This is a genomic window from Algoriphagus sp. 4150, from assembly GCF_031457395.1.
Lineage (GTDB): Bacteria > Bacteroidota > Bacteroidia > Cytophagales > Cyclobacteriaceae > Algoriphagus.
In genome coordinates this window covers 679,354-700,822 of sequence record NZ_JAVDWS010000001.1, presented here as the reverse complement: position 1 = coordinate 700,822, position 21,469 = coordinate 679,354, and the positions used below count along the sequence as shown (strand labels likewise).

The window sequence follows — 21,469 nt, the reverse complement described above, 5'->3', positions numbered from 1 at the left end:
AATGGAATTTCCTTTTCTAACAACAGAACATGATCAGTCCAACTATCATCACACTTCCTGAGACAAAACTGGTTGGGATAAAGAAAAGAATGAGCCTACTAAACAATAGGACAGGACAGTTATGGAAATCGCTCATGCCTAGAAAAAAGGAAATCCGGCATAGCATCCCGGGTGAATTGTATTCTGTGGAAGTGTACGACTCCCTCTCCTATTTCGTTTCTTTTGATCCTGCCCGTGAATTTGAGAAATGGGCTGCTGTGAAGGTGGAAGATATTGTATTTGTTCCCGTTGGTATGGAAAAGCTGGTTATTCCAACAGGACTTTATGCTGCGTTTCCATTTAGGGGATCCGAGAGTGAAGTTCCCAAAATGTATCAATACATAATGTCAGACTGGTTACCCAATTCAGTGTACGAACTTGACCATAGACCTCATTTTGCTGTGATGGGAGAAAGGTATAAAAGCGATGACCCGAATTCTGAGGAGGAATTTTGGGTTCCGGTTAAATAAAAGCACAATGAAATCGAGCATGTCGAAGACGACACACAGAGGGATGATCATTCGCCTGGCGAGATTCCATGTGACGAATAAAAATCAATTATAAACACATGAATAAGGCTACTACGGCTAATTTTAGCTAGTTGGATTCCTGAAATCCCAACGCTATCATCTTGCTTTTTTGATTTGCAGGAGCGATTAAATTAATCCTGGCTCCGGTTGTGCAAAAACAAGCCTTGCAAAATTGTCGAATACCATTGTCAGTAATAGAAATTACTTTTGCATTCTTAACTCCTTCCTCCTTCAGATAATGCTGTACAGCTTGGAGGATTTCTTCATTAGAATCGTTAGAACCCGTTTTCCATGGATCTGAACAACCGGTTTGATCCCAGTAGAATTCCACGGGATTTAATGTATTCTCCTCTTGGCAGCCTTGAAGAAAAAGGAAAAGTAGAAGCGGAAAGGATAAATAGTATTTCATGCTCTGTCTTTTTTCTAAAAGACGATAAAATTATGATAAGTGCTACTATCCCCCTGATTTTTACCCGAATAACTTCTCCAAAATCTTATAGGTAATCAAATAAGTAGCTCTTACCCCTTCCATTCCCAAAGCCCCTGAGGCCAGCGTGCATCCTGTTTCCAGTGGATTATCAAAAGCTAAAAATTAGATTTGCGGAGCGAAAGATTTTATCATGAATTGTATAATTACTTCAAAACACAACAAACAATCAACTGCTAACTGGATTGTTGAAACCCTAACGCTATCATCTTGCTTCTTTGGGTAAGAGGAACTCCAATATTGACTCTTGCACCCGTTGTGCAGGAACATGCATAGCAAACTAAATGAGACTCAGTCCTTGATATCGAAATTACTTTTGCCCCCATTATTCCTTCTTCTTTCAAATAATCCTCAACCGCCTGTAGGATTTCTCTATCAGACTCATGAGCATTATTATACCATGGATCAGTACAGTGAGTTTGTTCCCAGTAGAATTCCAAAAGGTTTAATGTATTCTCCTCTTGACAACTTTGGAGAAAAAGGAAAAACAAGAGCGAAACCGTAAAACAATATTTCATAGCAGAGCTTTTTGAAAAAGACGATAAAAACAAGTCAAACGCTACCACCTGACTGATAATTAACCGAATAACTTCTCCAAAATCTTATAGGTGATCAGGTAAGTAGGCCTTACTCCTTCCATTCCCAAAGCCCCGGAAGCCAGCGTGCTTCCTGTTTCCAGTGGATTATCTGAAGCATAGTAAGCATAGAGAACCTTTACATTTGATCGTATGGATTTCCGGATCTTTGATGCGGATTGAATAGCTTTCTGATAATGTGCTCCTTCCATTTCCAGACCCACTGCCTTCCAGGATGACTCCATAAAGTAGGTGAGAATGTCTTTATTCTGAAGAGAAGTGCCCAAAACCGAAATCATTGTGCCAGAGTACACTCCCAGTCCAAACCCTTCGAAATCAGCCTTCTTCAATTCATTTTTAAATGGATAATTATCTGCCGTACCTTCAAATACGTGGGCATCAGGAATCATAAGATCTCCTTTTCCTCCGTACAGTATCCCCGCTTTTCCCATAATAGAAGTGGATACCACATCCAGCGGGATTGACTTTTCATCTTTATTATAAGGCTTAAGCAATTCATCAAAACATTCATATGCCTGTTCTCCGAAAGCATAATCCATCACCACAAACACGGGTCTCTTCTCCTTTTCCTTTGGTAGTTTCACGCCGGGAATCAACTCATCCTTCTCCAAAAGAGCCGTATCGATGATCTGGGCACCGATGTTTGTACCTGACTCATCCGGCAGGTTGATGAAGCCGTGCTTTGCGGCATACTTATCTATAGCTGCTCCTTTGTTGTTTTTTGCTTTTACGGAGATGTCCATCACCACATTTTCAAGTGCTTCGTAGTCTTTCAGACCGAGCAATTGCGTTCCATAGATGGTGTTGGCTACAGAGTGAAGATTGGCGGATATGATATGTATGGGACGCTTCAGCAAATCATGCTTATCAAGCGCAATCTTTATTCTTGCCGCCCACATCTCTCCATAGACGTGATGTCCTATTCTCTCCCTTAGAGTAGTAGAAAACGATATTTCACGATCCAAGTGTTTGGTAGCTTCTTCCTGCGCCAGTTTCCCCATGTGATAAACTATGGAAAATAGGCTATTTGAATTACTGCTTTTCTCAAATTTATCCACCGCATGTACCGTCTCCTCGTAAGTTCTGCCAATAAGATGACTCAAGTAAGCACTTGCGGCTTCCTTTTCAAACTCTTCACCTGCTGCTTCCTTCTGCACAAACTCCTCCAGCATAAGCCAGTTGGTAGAAATCTTGCCTTTAGCATCAGTGCTGTTGTTATAGATTTTATTTGACTCTATGTATAAAAATGTCAGGTGAGTCAGAATATCATAGATATCAGAACGGCCACGGGTCATTTCCACATACATGATGTGCTCGTCCAATCTGTAGCAATTTCGCTTACGCTTGGCAGGCACAATAGCCTCCAACTTAGATGTTTCGTATCCCTCACGGCTAATCAGTCGCACAAAGCGGCACTCTTCTATGCCTCTTGGCAATCTCTCCATCACGTAGAGTAAACCATCCAACTCCATCTTTTCGTGATCTGTAACCAATCCATAAATCTCAGGACTCAATACACGCAAAGCATCGACCAGACTTTCACCCGAGACGCCCATAGGTTTGTAACTGCCTCTGGTAAAAAGGTGCCTCATCGTGATGTACAATCGCTCAATCGCGGCTCTGGATTCGTGTGCTCGGGTTCTTTTCATCATAAGTGCAAATGGGTTTTGCGGGACAAAAATAGCAAATACTATTTTAAGCGCTCAGCAAAGAATTTCTTCAACTTATCTATTTTAGGTTTAATTACAAACTGGCAGTAAGGCTGGGCTCCGTTCTGATTGTAATAATCCCTGTGATATTCTTCCGCTGGGTAAAAGTTGGTGAAAGCCGAAATCTCTGTTACAATTGGATCGTCAAAAACCTTAGTATCATTCAGTTGGTCCTTGATGGTTTTTGCCAATTTTTCCTGTTCAGGATTGTGATAGAATATTGAAGATCGGTACTGCGGCCCTGCGTCAGCTCCTTGTCTGTTCAAGGTAGTTGGGTCATGTGTAGCCCAAAAAACTTCCAAAAGCTCTGCTAAACTTATCACAGAAGGATCATAATAAACCTGAATCACCTCTGCATGTCCTGTCGTTCCGGTACAGATTTCCTGATAGGTAGGATTAGCTACAAAACCTCCGGAATAGCCTGAAATCACTTTTTCCACCCCTTGTAAGCGTTGAAAAACTGCTTCTACACACCAAAAGCAACCAGCTCCAAGTGTGATTAAGTTTAACCCTTCGGGAATTCGTACATCTGTTGCGGGTAGTTTCAATTCGTTGTCCATTTGGTCAATTTCTTTTTGCCATGCAAACTGAAAAGAATCTACTTTAGTTTATTTGGCGGTAATATTTGCAGAGAATCGGTCTTGTAGGCCCCGGCTTCAGTTTGGTGCTCATTCCACTTTATACTTATAAGCCCTTCTCGATACAAATTCACAGCTTCCTTATTCACCTCTTCTAGAAAGTGCTCCCAGTCCTGCGGAAACATTTGCTCTACTACTTCAGCCGCGGGAAAACTTTCCCCTTTTTTACGCCTAAGCATATCTAAAATTGCCGTTCTGAGCACTTCCATAAGGAGCTATCTACAAACCATCACAAATGCGGGCGGAAGGTTTTTAAGCGTAAAGCTTGTATCCACTTCACCAAAGTGCTTTTTGAACAAATTCTTCAACATATAGGAATAACAAATCTGAACAAATCTCCCATTCTGAGTAAGTGCTGTTTTACTTTGGGAAAGGATATTATTCCTTACTTCAGGTGCGAAAAAACTGAAAGGCAAACTGGAAAGCACATAGTCTGCCTGTTGTCCATTGATATATTTGCCAATGTTTTCGGCTGAATCATTTATAATTCTCACATTTTCTTGAGGGAATAATTTTTCCATAGTACTGCAAAAAGATTTGCTGATTTCGAAAACCAGAAGTTCCGTACCGGGATCCAATTTATCCACTATTCCCCTTGTAATACTTCCATCTCCACCCCCCAATTCAATGATTAATTTAGCCCCCTCAAACTCAACATGTTCAAGCATCTTTTTCACTAAAGTTTTTGAACTGAATGTCAATGCCCCAGTAGTGCTCAAGTTGGAATAAAGCTCTAACAACAAACCCGATTTACTCATATATTATTTAATTCTCTTCTTGAAGATACCTGATTTTGCCCTATCTTTTCAGTCTATAGACATAAAGTTAACGCTTAAATATGGCCCAAAAGGCTGAAATTCGATCTAATCTACCGGCAGAAATCCAAACTACCCTAAGCAACTTCTGGGGTATGTCACTGATTTTCTCTGTTTTAATGATTCTATTGAGAGTAGTCGAATTGATTTTGATTTTCAATAGCCATACTGTCCGTATAGGATATAAAGATGTAATCGGCTTTAGCCTGTTTGACGATCTTAGCTGGATTCTCTATTTTCTGGGTTTACTTTTTATCCTGCACATAATCAATAGCTTACTGTCTATCCGTTTAGCAAAACGATTCACGCAAATCTGGCTAGTTCTTGCTCTTTTGGTCCAAGCTGTCTTGATTTTCTATTTTCTCAAAACATTCCAGCCACTTGGTATAGATCTCTATGCGTACAACATAGAGGACATACTCCTTACTGTGCGATCATCCGGTCAGCTCAATGCTACTACCGCTGCCGGTGGATTACTGATCTGTATTTTGGTTTTTATCATTTTTAATTTTGCGAATAAGTACCTGATTTTTAAATCAAACGCATCCTTGGCCTTTACCATTGCTATGTATTTGTTTTTGATCTTTTTTTATTTTGTACCGATTGCTGATTCAGATTCGCTGGACGAAGTAAAAACGAATATTCAACTGAATAAATCCAAATATCTTTCAGAGCAATCTTTCGATCACTTTATGTATAAGGATGAGTATTATTTCGATTTTTTTCTTCGATCACTTAATGAAGCTTTGTTTGTCAAAAAAGAATTTATCGATCCCTCCTATCCATTTCTGCATACGGCAGATTATCCTGATGTACTGAGTTCTTATTTTGACAGTGTTTCCACTGCACCGGATATAGTTTTCGTGCTTATAGAAAGTTTAGGAAAGGCATATTCGGGCAAAGATGCTTATCTGGGAAGTTTTACTCCTTTTCTTGATTCACTAGAGTCACATAGTTTGGTATGGACAAATGCAATTTCATCTACAGGACGAACATTCGGACTACTTCCCGGCCTTTTTGCCGGATTACCCTATGGAGAAAGAGGTTTTCTGGAGCTATATCAGGATTTTCCTCACCACCAGAGCCTCTTTAGTATCTTGGGAAATAATGGCTATGATATCAGTTTTTTCCTCGGCAGTGATCTAAGTTTTGATCATGAAAGGGATTTTTTGGAATATGCGGGTGTTTCACAATTGATTGATATTCAGCATTTCGACCCTAAATATAAGAAAATGCCTTCTGTCAATGGCTTCTCCTGGGGATACGGCGATAAAGAGTTATTCAGTAACGGATTGCCTATTATATCTCAAAATAAAGGAAAACCTCAACTTGGAGTATTCCAAACCATGACCACCCACGATCCCTATTTGGTTCCCGAACGCGAATTCTATTTAGCTAAGTTTGAAAATCATCTAGAAACCTATCTAAAACTCCCGGAGGAAAAAAAATCTGAGTATAGGGACTATAAAAACATTTACATGACATTCCTGTACGCTGATGATGCGGTAAGGGATTTTATCACAAGCTATAGCGAGAAGCCTGAGTTTGCCAATACCATCTTTGTATTCACAGGGGATCATCGCTTGCCCGAAATCCCCATGTCTTCCAGGCTAGACAGATTTCATGTTCCCCTCATTATCTATTCACCCTTGATCAACAGACCTTCTTATTTCAAAGGAATGACTAGCCATTTTGAAGTTACTCCATCTTTATTGGCCTTTTTGGAATCTCAAATAGGAATACAACTTCCCGAACAGGATATTTGGATGGGTCAGGTATTGGATACCTCACGCGTATTCCAGTCAAGAATAGCTATGCCACTCATGCGTAATAAAAGCCAACTGGTGGAATACCTCAATGGGGAATATTTATTCTCTGATGGTCAGATTTTTGTTATCACGGACGGATTGAATATTGATCCCGTCGAAGATCAAAATCTCAAAAATAAATTATCCGGAGAATTTGAGGATTTCAAAAACAAAAACAATTATATCATACAAACTCGTAAATTATTGCCTTAGAAACGACTCTTATTCAGCATGCTTTTCTTTGTAAGTTTTGGTCAAAATCTGAGAAAGTAACGGATAAAAATAATTCCAATAAAAACTTTCTCTGTCGGTGTAATCAGTGACAATGTGAAATCCCCTCCATAGCATCGGGAGTCCTTTGAAATGCGGAGATCCGGTGGAATTTCTCATATCCGAAAAATCCCCCGACAGATAATAAAACTGTCCTTTTCCGGTGTCTTTCATCACCGCAGCGGGAAAATACCTCGGTAATCCCATATCCCTTAATTGCTGTTTCCCCATCTCCGAGGGATCTATGTCGTAATAGGAAATCACCTGATAATCGCGCTCAATAAGAACTATGTCAAACCACTCAGGATATGGAACTATTTCAGGGAGCTTAAATCCATGCTGATTGATCTTTTGGGTACGGATTTTTGGAGTTTCGCCATTGTAATCCCTTCCATTTGAAAAAGCCTCAACTCTTCCATTTTCATGGACGAAGGCTATACCGGGGCCTGCCGGCACCCATGTGCCTGAATGCTGCTCTACATACTCACTAATAAACCAATCAGGAATATCTTTATTGACAGTAGTATCCATTTCATCAAAATATCTCGCAATCCAGCCTGTCCATTTGAGACCCATGAGGTTCTCAAACTCTGCTCTAATTCCCGCTGAGGTAGGTGAAGCCATGGTGTTGAATTCTGCAATGATTGTTTTGTTCTGAGCAGCAGCTTCAACCAATAAATTTATATCTCCACGGTTCAATCCACCGTAAATTTTCTTTGATCGCTCTTCTGAATCTATCTCTTTGAAATCATCCTCGTACACCCCATAGGTGTCAGCAAAATATAGAATATCAAGGCTGGCAGCTTTTTCCACTATCTCCTTCTCCGAAAGTTCTCTTAGGTCTCTAGATGTTCCATAGGAAGGGGAATGATCAGGAAAAAAACCATAATAGTCCTGTCTTTTGTCGTAGAACTTGCCTTCTTTATTCTTAAACTTAAGGTATTCCAGCGCCCAAAAAATCGACTGGTGTTCTTGATAACTATCCGTAGGAACAGTTTTATCAACTATAACAATTTCCATCTCTTTGGCAGGAGATACTACCCAGGTCAAATAGCTGATCAGCGGAATAAAAATAAGAATGACAGCAAAGGGAAAAACCCTACTTGCGTATAACTTAAATTCCTCAGTAACTATTTTCTTCATTAAAACCTGTATTCAACACCCAGTGAAAGATTCAAGTTGTTTCTGAACCTGTCAGGTCCAAGTTCATCATAACTATACCCGGTAAATCCATAAATCATAAAACGTGGGATAATCAACTGCTGATAGCCTAGCCTAATTCTATAAGAATTCAAAAGTTGGGTTGGGTCCCGGGTTTCTTCGTCCGGAGATACTCCTGTGCTTAACTGAACCGAGAAGAAGTCCTCTGCAGTTTTGAAATAATACCTCGCTTGAAGATTTGCGGAGGTACCAAGGCTATTTCCTGTTCCTGGAATTAAATTTCCACGAAGATTAAACCACCAATTGCCTAAATACTTGCCTACTGAAGCAGTGTAAATGGTAGTAGCATCAGAAAATTGTAAGTACCTAAATCCTCCATCAACCTCCCACGCTTGGGGTAAATTGTAGTAAAGAGATGCACCCACACGGAATTTGGGAAAGAAGCTGGCGGAAGATCCACCAATATTCAAATAGGCGTATGTTTTTTTGCCAAAAGAAGGATATGCATCCAGCTCGAACAATGTCCCGTTGCCATCAAATCTGGAAGATTGAGTTACTCTTGCTATAAGTGTACCGGTCAATTTCGTCCTTGTTCTGCCATACAAGGAATAGGTATTCCAAGATGAAATGTCTCCTTCAAAAGAATCATAATCGTAAGTAACTCCCACTGCATTATTTCTTCTCAAGCGCTGCAAAGTATTCAAGTATTCAAGCATATCTTCATTCTTGTATTTTTTCCGGAACAGGTCGGCTGCTATTGCATAGGCAGCATGATACTCTTCTTTGTAATAAAGCAATCTGGATTCCTTGTAACGAAGGTCGTCCGGGAGAATATCACCTAGATTCTTTTTAGCTTCTGCCAACACAATATCTGCTTCATTATATTGATCTGCCCAGGACAAATTATCCAAGTATGCAGAGTAACCGTCTGCATAATCAGGAGCAGCTACTATCGCCCTTTCCAGATAGATAGAAGCGGAGTCATTTTTGCCTTCCCACGCGTAGCTTCTACCCACCAAGATCAGTATATCTGCATAATCCGGATACTTTGACAACGCCCGAAAAGCAATTTCTCTGCCCTCCATATATTTGCCTTCCAAAATCAATGCTCTTGCTTCCGCTAGCAAAACATCCGGATCAAATGAATCCTGAGCTTTGACAGCCATTGAAAAAACCATAAAGCAAATCAGAAAAACTGCTATTTTTTTCATGTGATTATAAATTGTCTTTTAAAGGCCACTACCTGTCCCGAGAATCGGGATGGAATCTCGCTTTATTGATAATCATGCCTCTCCCGAAGCAAGTTCGGGACAAGTTGTGTGACGCTTGAGTCATGCTCGATTTCATCTGATTATAATTTGATTTTTAAAGGACAGATGGAATCTCGCATGCATTATAATCATTCCAGTGTGTGACTCTTGGGTCATGCTCGATTTCATCTGTTTATAATTTGATTTTTAATGACCAGATAGCCTGTCCCGATCCGCCGCGGCGGATCGGGAGAATCTCGTATAGTTTATAATCATTCCAGTGTGTGTCGCCTTTGACATGCTCGATTTCATGATGAAGAATTAAGTGTATCGGCTTCCATATTCTTTTTATCTTCTGATTTCTTAAAGCCTGTCCGGATCATTTGTCCCCACCCGCCTTTGCCCTTGATAAAGTCCCAGTGCCCACCAAGCCCCCAATAAACAATCTTTGGATGAATCATCATCGGTTCAAGAAAAGCTGTAAGTATAAGTTTGTTAAGGTCTTTTTTATCCTTGTAGTTATTATATGAAATCTGCTCATACAAGAGACTGAAGGCTGATACCAGGATGGACAGCAAGTAAAGAACCACAAACAAAGCAATAAAATAGAATGCCGAGAAATCACCAAGAATGATCAGGACTAAAGTATAAAGTAAGCCCAGTAATTCTAAAACAGGAGCCATTTTTTCAAATACACTCCAATAAGGATAAGAGAGCATACCCATTATTCCATACCTTGGATTAAAGCTAATAACCCTGTGCAGTTGCAGTGTTTCGATTGTCCCGCGAATCCATCGATTTCTCTGACGTGACAGTACCTCTTCCTTCTCAGGCACCTCTGTCCAGCATAGCGGATCAGGTACAAATCCTACTTTATAGGGAATTTTCCGCTCTTCCATATGACGTCTCATCCGTACGACCAACTCCATGTCCTCCCCGACAGTTTTGGGAAAATACCCGCCTACTTCCACGACTAGATCACGTTTGAAAAAACCAAATGCACCTGAGATAAGCATCAAGCCATTTACCCTAGCCCAAGCCATTCTTCCCATCAAAAAAGCTCTACAATATTCTATTACCTGAAACCTCCCCAAGAGCGTCATCGGCACTCGATACTTGGTCACTGTACCGTCTTGCACATCACAATTATTGGCTATACCGATCACACCTCCCACTGCAATAACCTGACGATTAGTCTCCTCCATAAATGGTCTGACCATTCTGGTGATAGATTCATGCGAAAGGATACAATCTACATCTATACAGGCTAATAGCTCTTTTGACGAAACATTGATCCCTGCATTGAGTGCATCTGCTTTCCCTCCATTTTCTTTGTCGATTACCACAAGCCTGTTGAATGAACGGTTTTTGGATTTATAGACTCCTTTCACGGGCTGCGCCGGGATTTCTTCACAATATGCAAATTCGGTTATTTCCAATTCAAAAGCCTGAATCAGCTTAGCAAGGGTATCGTCTTTTGACCCATCGTTAATTACCACCACTTCAAACTTTCCATAATGAAGAGAGAGCAGACTTTTCACATTCTGTACTATAGATTCTCCTTCATTGTAGGCAGGAGCCAAAATAGAAACCCCCGGAGCTATCGGGGATGTGATGATATCCTGGTAATCGGCAAATCTATTTTTCCTACGATGGTCACGCATTTCCAGTGCGCTCAATACCATAATAAACAAGTAGGTAACGATCACAGAAAAACTGAGGAAAAGAAAAATAACCCCCAAAACCTCCATAATAAGGTAAAACAGGAAACTATACATCTTTTAATAATGGGTCTAGTAAGTGATTGTTGATTCTTTGCGAATCAGAAGTCGGGTTGTCAGTGATGAACTGCCTATAAAGGTCCCCATTTAGATTTAAGAGACTCCTCAGCAAAATCAGTTTCAGCCCAAAGTCAGGAGCATTCTCCAATATTTCCCCAATTATTATGGCAGTACTATCATCCCCAATTGTTCCTGCAGCTTTTGCTGCTATTGCAACCAATTCTAAGTTTGCAGATTTCAAACCGGCATTTACAAGCTGCATTTCAGAAGGGACTCCCAAGTATTCGAAGGTTTTGATAATCTCGATTTTCTCCGGATCAGCTGACGATTGAAATTTCTCTTCCAATTCCGCCAGTAAATCTACCAGCCCCAGAATACGCACCAATTTATAGCCGAACATTCGTATGCTCTGATTCTTAGAGCTAAACAAACTGTTGATATGAAGATCCCTTGATGAATTTAGGTGTTTTATAATCCTAAGATAATTCATTTGCTGCCAGCGGGAAAGCGGATAAGCCTGATCACGGAGAAAAGAAAGATCAACATCGTCCGAAAGATTTAACACAGTCGCTACGGCCTGTGACCGGATTTGAAAATTGGGGGAATTGACAAGCTTCTTTACTTCTTTCAATCCTTCTTTCAAATCCATCTCATTTATCTCTACCAGCCCCATTACCACAGTGTCCCATTTAGAGCTCTTCAACTTTTCAATGGACGCCTTTTCAAGTTTCAATCTTCGATAGAGTGCTTTCAGTTTGAGCTTAAAATCACCTTTCATTTTCTTGTTTAGTGCCAATATCCGCCCTACCAGCACTTGAGTGTAAAGAGATTTTTTCAACTGTTTGGCTGGAAAGTTTGAATACAGTTCCTCATCACTCAAGGATTCCAACTCGTCAAGGGTTTTCTCAAATAAAATCTCGGAAAGCGGTGCTATAATTAGTTCATCATATAAGGTTTGTAATTTTTCCTTTCGGTTTCTTCGTGTTTTGTAGATCAACATAAAAATGATCATCCCTAATGCAAACAGCACAAATAGAGAAATAGTCAGAATGACAATAACCATCTTATAATCACCACCATATACAGATGTTCCCGGAAATAAAGGAGTATACCTTTCTTTACTGGCCAATGAAATATAGTCCTTTACGTTTGTATCGGGAGTGGTGACTTCTATGTCTCCATTTCTGAGAAGATTGGAAACGTACTCCCGTACTGCAGAAAAGGCATGTTCCTGTTCATAGACCAAAAACTGTATTTCCCATACTGAAGAATCCGATCTTAATAAACTATCCTTCAGGAGAAGCGCAGTTTTAAAATCGGCTGTCTGTCCTATTTCTGACAAAACATTGAGACTGCTGTCCAAAAATATTCTGCCTGAGCTGTCTGTCAATCGAAATTCTAATCCCGAAATTTCTCCCTGGTTAATTAAAAATCCTGCAAAAGAAATTGAGTCAGCAAAAACAGCCTTATCCTGACCTAAAACAATCACTGTTTTAGTTATCAAAAACAGCAAGAACACGAATGCAACTGCGTTTTTAGCAAACATGAATTATGACTTAAGAATACGCTTTACCCGAATGGCCAATTCATTGGGATTAAATGGCTTGGGAATGAAATCAGCAACACCCAAATTGAACGCTTCCAAAACAATTTTCTCCTCTTCCCCCAAGGAACTTAGGACTATGATAGGAACTTCAGGCTTTGTTTTTCTGGCATGATGGATGATTTCTATCCCGTTTTTGAAAGGAATCATGACATCTGTAATAATCAAGTCTAACGTTTCTGTGTCGATGGCGACGATCCCCGCATTTCCATCTTTTACCAGTACTGTCTCATACCCATCTTTTCTGAGGCGGAATTGAACAAGGCTGGAAATAAGCAAATCATCCTCTATGATCAGGATTTTTTTCATTCTTTCTTAGGTGTCACTAGTCTCAAATATAACAGCTAATGCTTGAAACCATACCTTATTTACCAGTCAAATAAATTCACATTAACTAGGGTGATTTTTATAGAAATTAAAGAGTATTTCAGACCCAGTAACATGCCATTGATCAAATAATAGGTTGTAAAAAATAATTCCAAATGGATTCCGAAAGTGCTTTTACTAGCTTGCTTTCTTAAACTCAACCATCAATCCTGAGGAGGTTGAAGCCGGGAATGACTGCAAGAACATTCAATTAATAGTTTCAATCCTTCCTCTTAATTTAAAACCAATTCTATCACATGAAAAAAAAATTACTGTATGCAGGAGTTTTTTGCATGTTGGTTACCGGTTTTCTTTCTTCTTCCAAGGCTCATGCTCAGAGTGATCCATCGGGAAAGAAACGAATCACCGATACCTATGCAATCACAAATGCAACCGTCTTTACTGCACCGGGCGAGAAAGGGACAAAAGCAACTGTTCTGATCAAAAATGGCGTAATACAGGGTGTAGGAAGTAATATCACCCTACCCAAAGAAGCAAAAACCATTGCGGGCGACTCGTTGTTTATCTACCCGGCCTTTATAGCCGGTGCGAGTGATGTCGGAATCACCAAGCCAAAAGATCCTGAACGGCCTGAGGATTTCGTCTCTTCAAATCCACCGGATGAAATCGCCGGTATCACTCCATGGAGATCCGCAGTTGATCAGTTTTCTATCAAAGACGGTAAAATTGATGAGCTGAGGAAAACCGGTTTTGCCATAGTCCAGATTACTCCTGATGGTGGCATGCTGGCAGGAAAGACAGCAATTGTCCTTTTGGGAAATGAGCATTCCACTAATTTATTGATGGAAAATACTGCTTTGGCTGCCAGCTTTAACGGCTCTAGAGGGATGTATCCCGGAACTGCCGTGGGTGTGATGGCTAAATTCCGTGAAGTTTATGACAATGCTGTACTTACCTCCCAGAGAGCTCAAAAATATACAACTGTAACCGGGCTAAAGCGTCCTGAGATCACTCCTACCTACAGTGCTATGCAGGAGGTCATTACAAGTCAAATTCCTGTATTGTTCTCTGCTTCATCCGAATTGGAAATCAGACGGGCGATCAGTCTTCAAAAAGAAAAAGGTTTCAAATTAATACTGACTAATCTGGTAGAATATGAAGGCGCTTTGGATGTGGTGAAATCTTCGGGAGTAGGTGTCTTGGTCAAATTGGAAATTCCGGATGATAAAGCCCTCAAAGCTCAGAAAGAGGATGCTTCAGATGAAGCGAAACTGCTCTATACCAGAGTGAAGGAAGCATATGACAAGGCACTTGCGCAGGCAGGAAAATTGGAGGAAGCGGGAATTCCCTTCGCTTTCACTACAGTGGGTGTGAAATCAGGTGATATTTTAAAGACTTTGCGCAAAATGATAGCAAATGGTCTTTCCGAAAAAGCAGCCCTGGCGGCCCTTACTACTAATGCAGCCGACATATTAGGCATCAACAAAGTTGCGGGATCAATTGAAAAAGGTAAAATGGCAAATTTGATTTTGAGCGCTGACTCTCTTTTCGCAGAAGATGCTCAAATCAAGCACATGATAGTCGATGGCTATCTGTATGACTACGAAACCAAAACTAAAAAGAAAGCTTCAAAAGAAGATAAAGGAGAAGGGTCAGTGAAAATCGAAGGAAACTGGGATTATACTTCAGAAAGTCCTGCAGGATCTTCGGGAGGAGTCCTGACTATAAAGAAAGATGGAGCTGATTTCACAGGCACAATCACTTACGATGATCCTTCAGGATCCGGTATGGCTACGGCAACGATTCAAAATGTGGCTCTAGACGGAAGCAATTTGTCCTTTTCATTTGATGTCTCCGCAAATGGCATGGAGATCACAGTAGATGTATCAGGAGAAGTAAGCGAAGGCAGCTATGATGCCACTATGACGGTAGGCGAGTTTGGATCATTTCCATTCAAAGGCACACTCAATCCAACCCTAACCGCAAACAAGTAAAGACATGAAGAAAACAACTTATTTTCTTGCCGCTCTACTGGGTCTGAGTATTCAGTTTGCCTCAGCCCAAGTGAAAAAAGGCAGTGTATTAATAAAGAATGCAACCGTTCTTACGATTACCGAAGGAGTCCTTGAAAATTCGGATGTGCTCGTCCAAGATGGAACCATCAAGAAAGTCGGACAAAATCTTAGTGCTCCCAATGGAGTGACTACAGTGGATGCTACCGGAAAATACCTGATGCCAGGAATCATAGATGCACATTCACACCTCGGGTTGGATGTAATAAATGAAGCTACCTCACCTATTGTAGCTGAAGTGAGGATGAAGGATGTCGTGAATCCATACGACGTAGGGATTTATCGCGCTTTAGCAGGTGGTGTTACTATTTCTCATGCTATGCATGGATCTGCAAATGTAATCGGTGGTCAAAACGCCACGCTAAAGCACAGATGGGGATCTACAGATCCGGCAGATATCATCATGCAGGATGCTCCCCGTACCATCAAATTCGCGCTGGGCGAAAATCCAACCAGAGTGCATGGACGTGGAAATGGCATCCAACCACGTACCAGAATGGGTGTAGAAGCTATTCTTAGAAACGGATTCAATGAAGCGGTTCAGTACAAGAAATCTTGGGATGAATATAACTCGGCTTCTTCCCAAAAAAACAGCAGCGCACTACCTCCTGTACATAATGAACGGCTTCAGATTTTATCAGACATTTTAGAGGGCAAAATAATCATCCATTGCCACTCCTACCGTGCGGATGAGATCTACATGTTGATCAATGTGGCAAGAGATTTTGACATCACCAAGCTGGTATTCCAGCATACCAATGAAGGGTTCAAGGTTGCACCGGAAATTGCAAAATACACAATGGGTGCTTCTGTCTTTGCGGACTGGTGGGCGTATAAATTTGAAGTGTACTACTCCACTGCTTACAACGCAGCCATCTTAACGGAAAATGGAGCCATCACCTCCATCAATTCAGATGATGCCGAATTGATTCGTCACCTCTACCATGAAGCTGCCAAAACCCAGCGCTATGGCGGAATGACAGATGAGCAGGCACTCGCCATGATCACGATCAATCCGGCCAAACAATTGGGAATTTCTGATAAAGTAGGATCTATCGAGGAAGGCAAGCAGGCTGACTTGGTCATCTTCGAAGGCCACCCTCTTTCCTCTTACGCTGTACCTCAGATGACTTTCGTAGATGGAGTGAAATATTTCGATATCAAGGAAGATGCCGATGACCAGAGATTAAAAGTAAGCCCAACTGAAATGGTAGAACCAGTGACGATAGCTGACGACCACAACGACCGATGCATGCAGGATACAGAACATCTCTTTGAGACTACCAACTCTCTTTTCCTATTAAATCAATAATCATCCGCAACGAAAGAAGATATGAAAAGATTAAATACAACCTTTTTCGCCTTGCTCCTTGCCTTGTTGCCCATGTTGGCAGTAGCACAACAGCTTGACGGAGAAGTGGTCAAGCCTAGAGCGGGTAAGTTCCTATTGCAAAATGCCACGGTGGTAACCATCACCAAAGGCATACTTAACAATACCTCTGTCCTAGTGGAAGACGGTAAAATCAAAGAAGTTGGGACGGGTATTTCAGCGGATGGAGCTGAAGTAATAGACTGTAGTGGGAAATTCATCTATCCCGGTATGATCGATGGAGGCACCAAACTTGGGTTGGTGGAGATCAACTCTGTTCAGGAAACGGTGGATCATATGGAATTAGGAAATTTCACTCCTAACATGCAGGCATTGACTGCCGTGAATCCTAATTCTGTTGCCATTCCCGTGACAAGAGTTTCGGGAGTAACAACGGTACTTTCTGTTCCGGGCGGAGGTTTATTTCCGGGAACAGCCGCATTAATCAATCTCAATGGATACACTCCCGATCAGATGTATGCAGGTTTTGAAGGTATAGTAATGAATTTCCCTAGCTCAGGTAGAAGAGGCAGATTTGACCGCAGGTCTGATGAGGACATCAAAAAGGCCAATGAAAAATCCCTTAAAGAAGCCGAAGCACTTTGGGAAAATGCCAAGAGTTATGCGTCTCTAAGTGCAAATGGTGCTGAATTGGAATATTATCCGGAAATGGAGCAGTTTGCTAAAGCAACTACGGGCGAACTGCCACTTCTGATTGAAGTGAATACGGTTTCTGATATTCAGGGTGCGCTCAAATGGCTGGAAGATAAAGATGCGAAAGTCATCTTCACCGGAGTGGCGGAGGGATGGAGAGTTGCCGACGAAATCGCAAAAGCAGGAATACCCGTAGTGACGGGTCCTATCCAATCACTTCCAACCAGAGAATCCGATCGCTACGATGCTCCATATGCGAATGCTGGGAAAATGGCTAAAGCCGGAGTAAAGGTGGCCATCAGAACCAACGGACAGGAGAATGTGAGAAATCTTCCTTTCTTCGCAGCCTTCGCCGCTGCGTATGGTATGGGCAAGGAAGAAGCTTGGAAAGCTGTGACGATCAATCCTGCCGAGATCTTCGGTTTGGCTGATCAGTACGGATCTGTGGAAGTCGGTAAAGTAGCCAACTTGATCGTGGCGGATGGAGATCCTTTCGAGACCAAGACCAATATCCAACATGTGTTTATCGATGGCTATAGAATGCCGCTGTCTAACCGTCAGATCAGACTATACCAAGAGTTCTTAGATCGCTCTCCAGGATTGAACATGAATTAATTTCCAAAATCAATCAGAATAAAAAACCACAGGGAAAGCTCATATTTGGGGCATTTCTTGTGGTTTTCTTTTATTTTGCCTTAGCTATGAAATCGAGCATGTCGTAAGCGACACGCAGTGGAATGATTATAATCTTGCGAGATTCCATAGCCTGCCCCGGCTAATCGGGGTGGCCAGTAGAAAACAATTATAAACACATGAAATCGAGCATGACGAAGAACGTCACACAACTTGTCCCGAACTTGCTTCGGGAGAGGGATGATTATAAACCGTGCGAGATTCCATCCCGATTCTCGGGACAGGTAGTGGCCAATAAAAATCAATTATAATCACATGAAAAGAATATATACCCCGATTTTAATTGCAGTGATTACTGTTTTTTTTTCCTGCAAAAACAATGAACACGACGAACAAGTATTAGCGTTAATTGAGGCGAAAAGAACAGAAGTTGCTCCCGATAAACGTGTGGCAATTTGGGATTTGACCTTCGAAAATGACTCTCTGAAAGGTGAAACAGATCAGCCGGAAGCTTTGGAAGAATTAATCAAAGAACTCAAAGCCCAACAAACCACCTTCACAGATGCCGTTCTACGCTTGCCGGATACTGCGCTTGGAGAAAAGACCAAAGCCTTAGTGACCATCTCGGTGGCCAATATTCGAAGCAATCCCAAACACTCAGCTGAACTTGCCACCCAAGCATTGATGGGAACTCCTTTGAATGTCCTTAAAGAAGACGATGGATGGTTTCTGGTGCAAACTCCTGATGGATATCTTTCCTGGGTAGATAAAGCCGGAATACAGTTGATCACAGAAGCGGAACTGGAGGGATGGTACAAAGAGCCGAAAGTAGTTTTCACTGCGCTCAGCGGCCACCTCTGGCAAAATACTGATCAGAAAGAAATGGTGTCTGACCTCGTTGCAGGAAATATTCTCACACTTCTGGAAGAAACCAAGGATCTCCTAAAAGTGTCCCTCCCGGACGGTCGCCAAGGCTGGATTTCCAATAAGGAAGCCCAAGACTGGGAAAACTGGATAGCGTCAAGAGAAACATCACCTGAGGCCCTAATTTCCACAGCAAAGCAAATGATGGGCATCCCCTATCTCTGGGGAGGAACTTCTATCAAAGGAGTGGATTGCAGTGGCTTTACCAAAACGATTTATTATCTAAATGGAAAGATTATTCCTCGGGATGCATCCCAGCAAGTCAACGAAGGTGAGCTGGTCGATGCGGACAAAAACTGGGAGAAACTCCAAGTGGGAGATTTGCTTTTCTTTGGAACAAAAGATACTCCTGAGAAAAAAGAGCGGGTAGTGCACGTGGGCATGTGGATAGGCAATGGAGAATTTATCCATTCCAGGGGTTTGGTAAGGATTTCAAGCTTTGATCCCGAAAACCCCAATTACGACGAGTATGAATTAGGAAGATATCTTAGAACAAAAAGAATTGTCAACGTTTCTTCGGAGCATGTTTTATCCGTTTCAGAACTTTTAACCATCAAATAAATATGTCCATAAACAAACCTATTTTAGGCATTGCTTTCGCTGTTGGATTAGCCATTTCAGCAAATGCCCAACAAGTCACCGGCTTTTTCCCACAGGATAAAAGTAAGCAAACTGTCATTGAGCAGGATTTGCTGAAAACTATCAACTTTGAAAGCTTCAAAGTTCATCTAAAAGAGCTGACTAAAGCACCACATATAGCAGGGACACCCGAAAATGAAGAAGTAGCTGCTTACTTGACCAGTGTGATGAGTAAAGCCGGAATGGAGGCAACCTCCTATCCTTATGATGTGTATCTGCCAAACGATCCCGGAGAGTCACTTCTGGAGATCATTACACCGGACCAGATCACATTATCTCAGCAAGAGGGACCAATCGAAGGAGATCCTTTCTCCACAGATCCCCGACTTCATAAGGGATTCAATGCCTACTCAGGCTCAGGAGATGTCACGGCTGAGGTGGTTTACGCCAACTATGGTGTGAAAGCTGACTTCGAGAAACTCGCCGAAATGGGAGTTGATCTAAAAGGCAAAGTAGTCATAGCCCGCTATGGTGGAAATTTCCGTGGGTACAAAGCACAATTTGCCGAGCAATACGGAGCAGCTGCACTGATTATTTATACTGACCCAAAAGATTCCGGATTTGAAAAAGGTGAGGTATATCCTGATGGGCCATTTTATAACGAAACTACTATTCAACGAGGCTCTTTACTGACACTGGACTACACGGGAGATCCTTTGACACCTTTTGAGCCTGCACTTCCACTGGATGGAGACAAAAAAGTGAAGCGTTTGGACCCTAAAGATGTTGCTTTTCATTCGATTCCCGTTTCGCCGATTGGGTATGGGGCAGCCAAGGAGATTTTGAGCAGGATGAAAGGAGTCACTGTGCCCGAAGAATGGCAGGGAGGATTGCCTTTTGAGTATAAAATCACCGGAGGTTCTGAATTGAAAGTACGTGTCAAAGTGGAGCAGCCAATCGATTATATCAGAGCAAATAATGTGATAGGAAAGTTTACGGGAAGTGAATACCCCGATGAGTGGATTATTCTGGGAAGTCATTACGATGCATGGAGCTTTGGGGCTACTGACCCGAATTCAGGCACAGCAATGATGCTCACATTGGCTGAGGCATTGGGAGAATTGATCAAAAAAGGTGAAGGACCAAAAAGATCAATCCTGATCGGTCACTGGGACGCGGAAGAGCAAGGCGTGATAGGTTCTACCGAATGGGTAGAGCATTTCAAGGATGAGCTGGGGGCAAAGGCCGTAGTGTATATGAATTTTGATGCAGCTGTTTCAGGAAGGAATTTTGGGGTATCCGCTGCCCCTACGCTGAAGAATCTGATCATAGAAGCTTCCAAGGAAGTCGCTTATCCGGATTCCGCCAAATCAGTCTATGAGGTCTGGGCCGGAAAGGACGAAGAGCCTAGAATCGGAAATCTCGGTGGTGGATCCGATCACATTGCCTTCTATATGTATGCAGGAGTGCCAAGTTTGAGTGGAGGAACCGGCGGAACTTCTGCCTATCACTCCAACTATGACAACTTCCACTACTACAGTAAGTTTGTGGATCCTACATTCAAAATGGGTGGAACCGTAGCTTCAGTGATCGGTGTGCTTACCCTCCGATTGGCAAATGCTACGATCATTCCCTACGATGTGCCGAGATATGCCCAGGACTTGAGGATGCACTTTGACAATGCGGTGGAATCTGTAAAAGAAATGGATTCTTCGTTCGCTACTTTTGAAAAAGTAGATGCTGCACTAGAAAAATTGAAGGTAAGTTCGGACGCTTACGAAAAAGCTATAAATACTGCCTTGGAATCGGATAAACTATCCGGAAAGCAGATCCGTGTATTAAACAAAGAACTGATCGGCTTGGAGAAAAGCTGGATCGATCCAAAGGGAATGTACTTTGGTAGCTGGTATAGATCTCTCTATGTGAGCACAGATCCATTCTCAGGTTATGCTTCCTGGATTTTGCCGGGCATCAAATATGAGGTAGAAACCAAGTCAACAGACCGCTTGGAAGAATGGGATACGCGCTATTCAAAAGCAATTTTGGACTTGAGCAAAAAAGTGGAGAAGATGACCAAGAATCTAAAATGAGACGTTAGATTCTAGACATCAGAAACTAGACTGGTTGATTATAAATTTAAAAACGGGCATGGATATTAATCTAAGCCCGTTTTTCTGTGCTATCCAGCTTCTCCAGAAGCTGGATTTACTTGACACTTTTTCCA

17 protein-coding genes are annotated in these 21,469 nt (G+C 41.8%); 7 read left to right on the top strand and 10 right to left on the bottom strand.

Annotation, left to right across the window (positions count from 1 at the left end; translation table 11 throughout):
* Positions 1 to 29 precede the first annotated feature (29 nt).
* The gene (locus tag J2X69_RS02985) at positions 30 to 509 is read left to right on the top strand and encodes a GyrI-like domain-containing protein (protein ID WP_310098210.1); all 480 of its coding nucleotides are present in this window, start codon (positions 30 to 32) and stop codon (positions 507 to 509) included.
* A 127-nt stretch (positions 510 to 636) separates the two neighbouring features.
* Here J2X69_RS02985 and J2X69_RS02980 read toward each other — a convergent pair whose 3' ends face one another.
* From J2X69_RS02980 to J2X69_RS02960, 5 genes are all read right to left on the bottom strand, one after another.
* Positions 637 to 978 carry a hypothetical protein gene (locus J2X69_RS02980; protein ID WP_310098207.1) on the bottom strand — a complete coding sequence of 114 codons (342 nt, stop codon included), beginning with the start codon at positions 976 to 978 and terminating at the stop codon, positions 637 to 639.
* Between the two features lie 655 nt (positions 979 to 1,633).
* Positions 1,634 to 3,301, bottom strand: a complete 1,668-nt coding sequence (locus tag J2X69_RS02975; RefSeq protein ID WP_310098445.1) for a DUF6909 family protein — start codon at positions 3,299 to 3,301, stop codon at positions 1,634 to 1,636.
* Positions 3,302 to 3,342: 41 nt separating this feature from the next.
* Positions 3,343 to 3,921, bottom strand: a complete 579-nt coding sequence (msrA, locus tag J2X69_RS02970; protein WP_310098204.1) for a peptide-methionine (S)-S-oxide reductase MsrA — start codon at positions 3,919 to 3,921, stop codon at positions 3,343 to 3,345.
* 38 nt (positions 3,922 to 3,959) lie between these two features.
* Entirely contained in the window at positions 3,960 to 4,208 is a 249-nt protein-coding gene (locus tag J2X69_RS02965) for a DUF3253 domain-containing protein (protein ID WP_310098201.1), read from the bottom strand.
* Between the two features lie 6 nt (positions 4,209 to 4,214).
* A complete protein-coding gene (locus J2X69_RS02960) occupies positions 4,215 to 4,757 on the bottom strand; it encodes a methyltransferase (protein ID WP_310098198.1) in 543 nt (180 codons plus the stop codon).
* 80 nt (positions 4,758 to 4,837) lie between these two features.
* On the opposite strand from J2X69_RS02960, the gene J2X69_RS02955 reads away from it, so the two are divergent.
* Positions 4,838 to 6,835 (top strand): LTA synthase family protein, encoded by a 1,998-nt coding sequence (locus J2X69_RS02955; RefSeq protein ID WP_310098195.1) that lies wholly within the window; start codon positions 4,838 to 4,840, stop codon positions 6,833 to 6,835.
* Positions 6,836 to 6,844: 9 nt separating this feature from the next.
* On the opposite strand, the gene J2X69_RS02950 is transcribed toward J2X69_RS02955, so the two are convergent.
* The 5 genes from J2X69_RS02950 to J2X69_RS02930 form a co-directional block, all read right to left on the bottom strand.
* Positions 6,845 to 8,035 carry a hypothetical protein gene (locus J2X69_RS02950; protein WP_310098192.1) on the bottom strand — a complete coding sequence of 397 codons (1,191 nt, stop codon included), beginning with the start codon at positions 8,033 to 8,035 and terminating at the stop codon, positions 6,845 to 6,847.
* Positions 8,035 to 9,264: a YaiO family outer membrane beta-barrel protein gene (locus J2X69_RS02945; protein WP_310098190.1), complete on the bottom strand. Its 1,230-nt coding sequence runs from the start codon at positions 9,262 to 9,264 to the stop codon at positions 8,035 to 8,037. Before J2X69_RS02945 ends, J2X69_RS02950 begins: the two co-directional genes overlap by 1 nt.
* A 347-nt stretch (positions 9,265 to 9,611) precedes the next feature.
* Positions 9,612 to 11,081: a glycosyltransferase gene (locus J2X69_RS02940; RefSeq protein ID WP_310098187.1), complete on the bottom strand. Its 1,470-nt coding sequence runs from the start codon at positions 11,079 to 11,081 to the stop codon at positions 9,612 to 9,614.
* The gene (locus J2X69_RS02935) at positions 11,074 to 12,630 is read right to left on the bottom strand and encodes a hypothetical protein (RefSeq protein ID WP_310098184.1); all 1,557 of its coding nucleotides are present in this window, start codon (positions 12,628 to 12,630) and stop codon (positions 11,074 to 11,076) included. Before J2X69_RS02935 ends, J2X69_RS02940 begins: the two co-directional genes overlap by 8 nt.
* 3 nt (positions 12,631 to 12,633) lie before the next feature.
* Positions 12,634 to 12,996, bottom strand: a complete 363-nt coding sequence (locus J2X69_RS02930) for a response regulator (protein WP_310098182.1) — start codon at positions 12,994 to 12,996, stop codon at positions 12,634 to 12,636.
* Between the two features lie 314 nt (positions 12,997 to 13,310).
* Between J2X69_RS02930 and J2X69_RS02925 the strand changes: the two genes are divergently transcribed.
* The 5 genes from J2X69_RS02925 to J2X69_RS02905 all read left to right on the top strand — a co-directional run bounded on the left by J2X69_RS02925 (position 13,311) and on the right by J2X69_RS02905 (position 21,335).
* Positions 13,311 to 15,008: an amidohydrolase family protein gene (locus tag J2X69_RS02925; RefSeq protein ID WP_310098179.1), complete on the top strand. Its 1,698-nt coding sequence runs from the start codon at positions 13,311 to 13,313 to the stop codon at positions 15,006 to 15,008.
* A gap of 4 nt (positions 15,009 to 15,012) precedes the next feature.
* Positions 15,013 to 16,398: an amidohydrolase family protein gene (locus tag J2X69_RS02920; RefSeq protein ID WP_310098176.1), complete on the top strand. Its 1,386-nt coding sequence runs from the start codon at positions 15,013 to 15,015 to the stop codon at positions 16,396 to 16,398.
* 21 nt (positions 16,399 to 16,419) lie between these two features.
* The gene (locus J2X69_RS02915; protein ID WP_310098171.1) at positions 16,420 to 17,724 is read left to right on the top strand and encodes an amidohydrolase family protein; all 1,305 of its coding nucleotides are present in this window, start codon (positions 16,420 to 16,422) and stop codon (positions 17,722 to 17,724) included.
* Between the two features lie 333 nt (positions 17,725 to 18,057).
* Positions 18,058 to 19,227, top strand: coding sequence for a C40 family peptidase (locus J2X69_RS02910; protein ID WP_310098168.1), 1,170 nt, complete (start codon positions 18,058 to 18,060; stop codon positions 19,225 to 19,227).
* 2 nt (positions 19,228 to 19,229) lie between these two features.
* A complete protein-coding gene (locus tag J2X69_RS02905) occupies positions 19,230 to 21,335 on the top strand; it encodes a M28 family peptidase (protein ID WP_310098165.1) in 2,106 nt (701 codons plus the stop codon).
* The last annotated feature ends 134 nt before the right edge of the window (positions 21,336 to 21,469 follow it).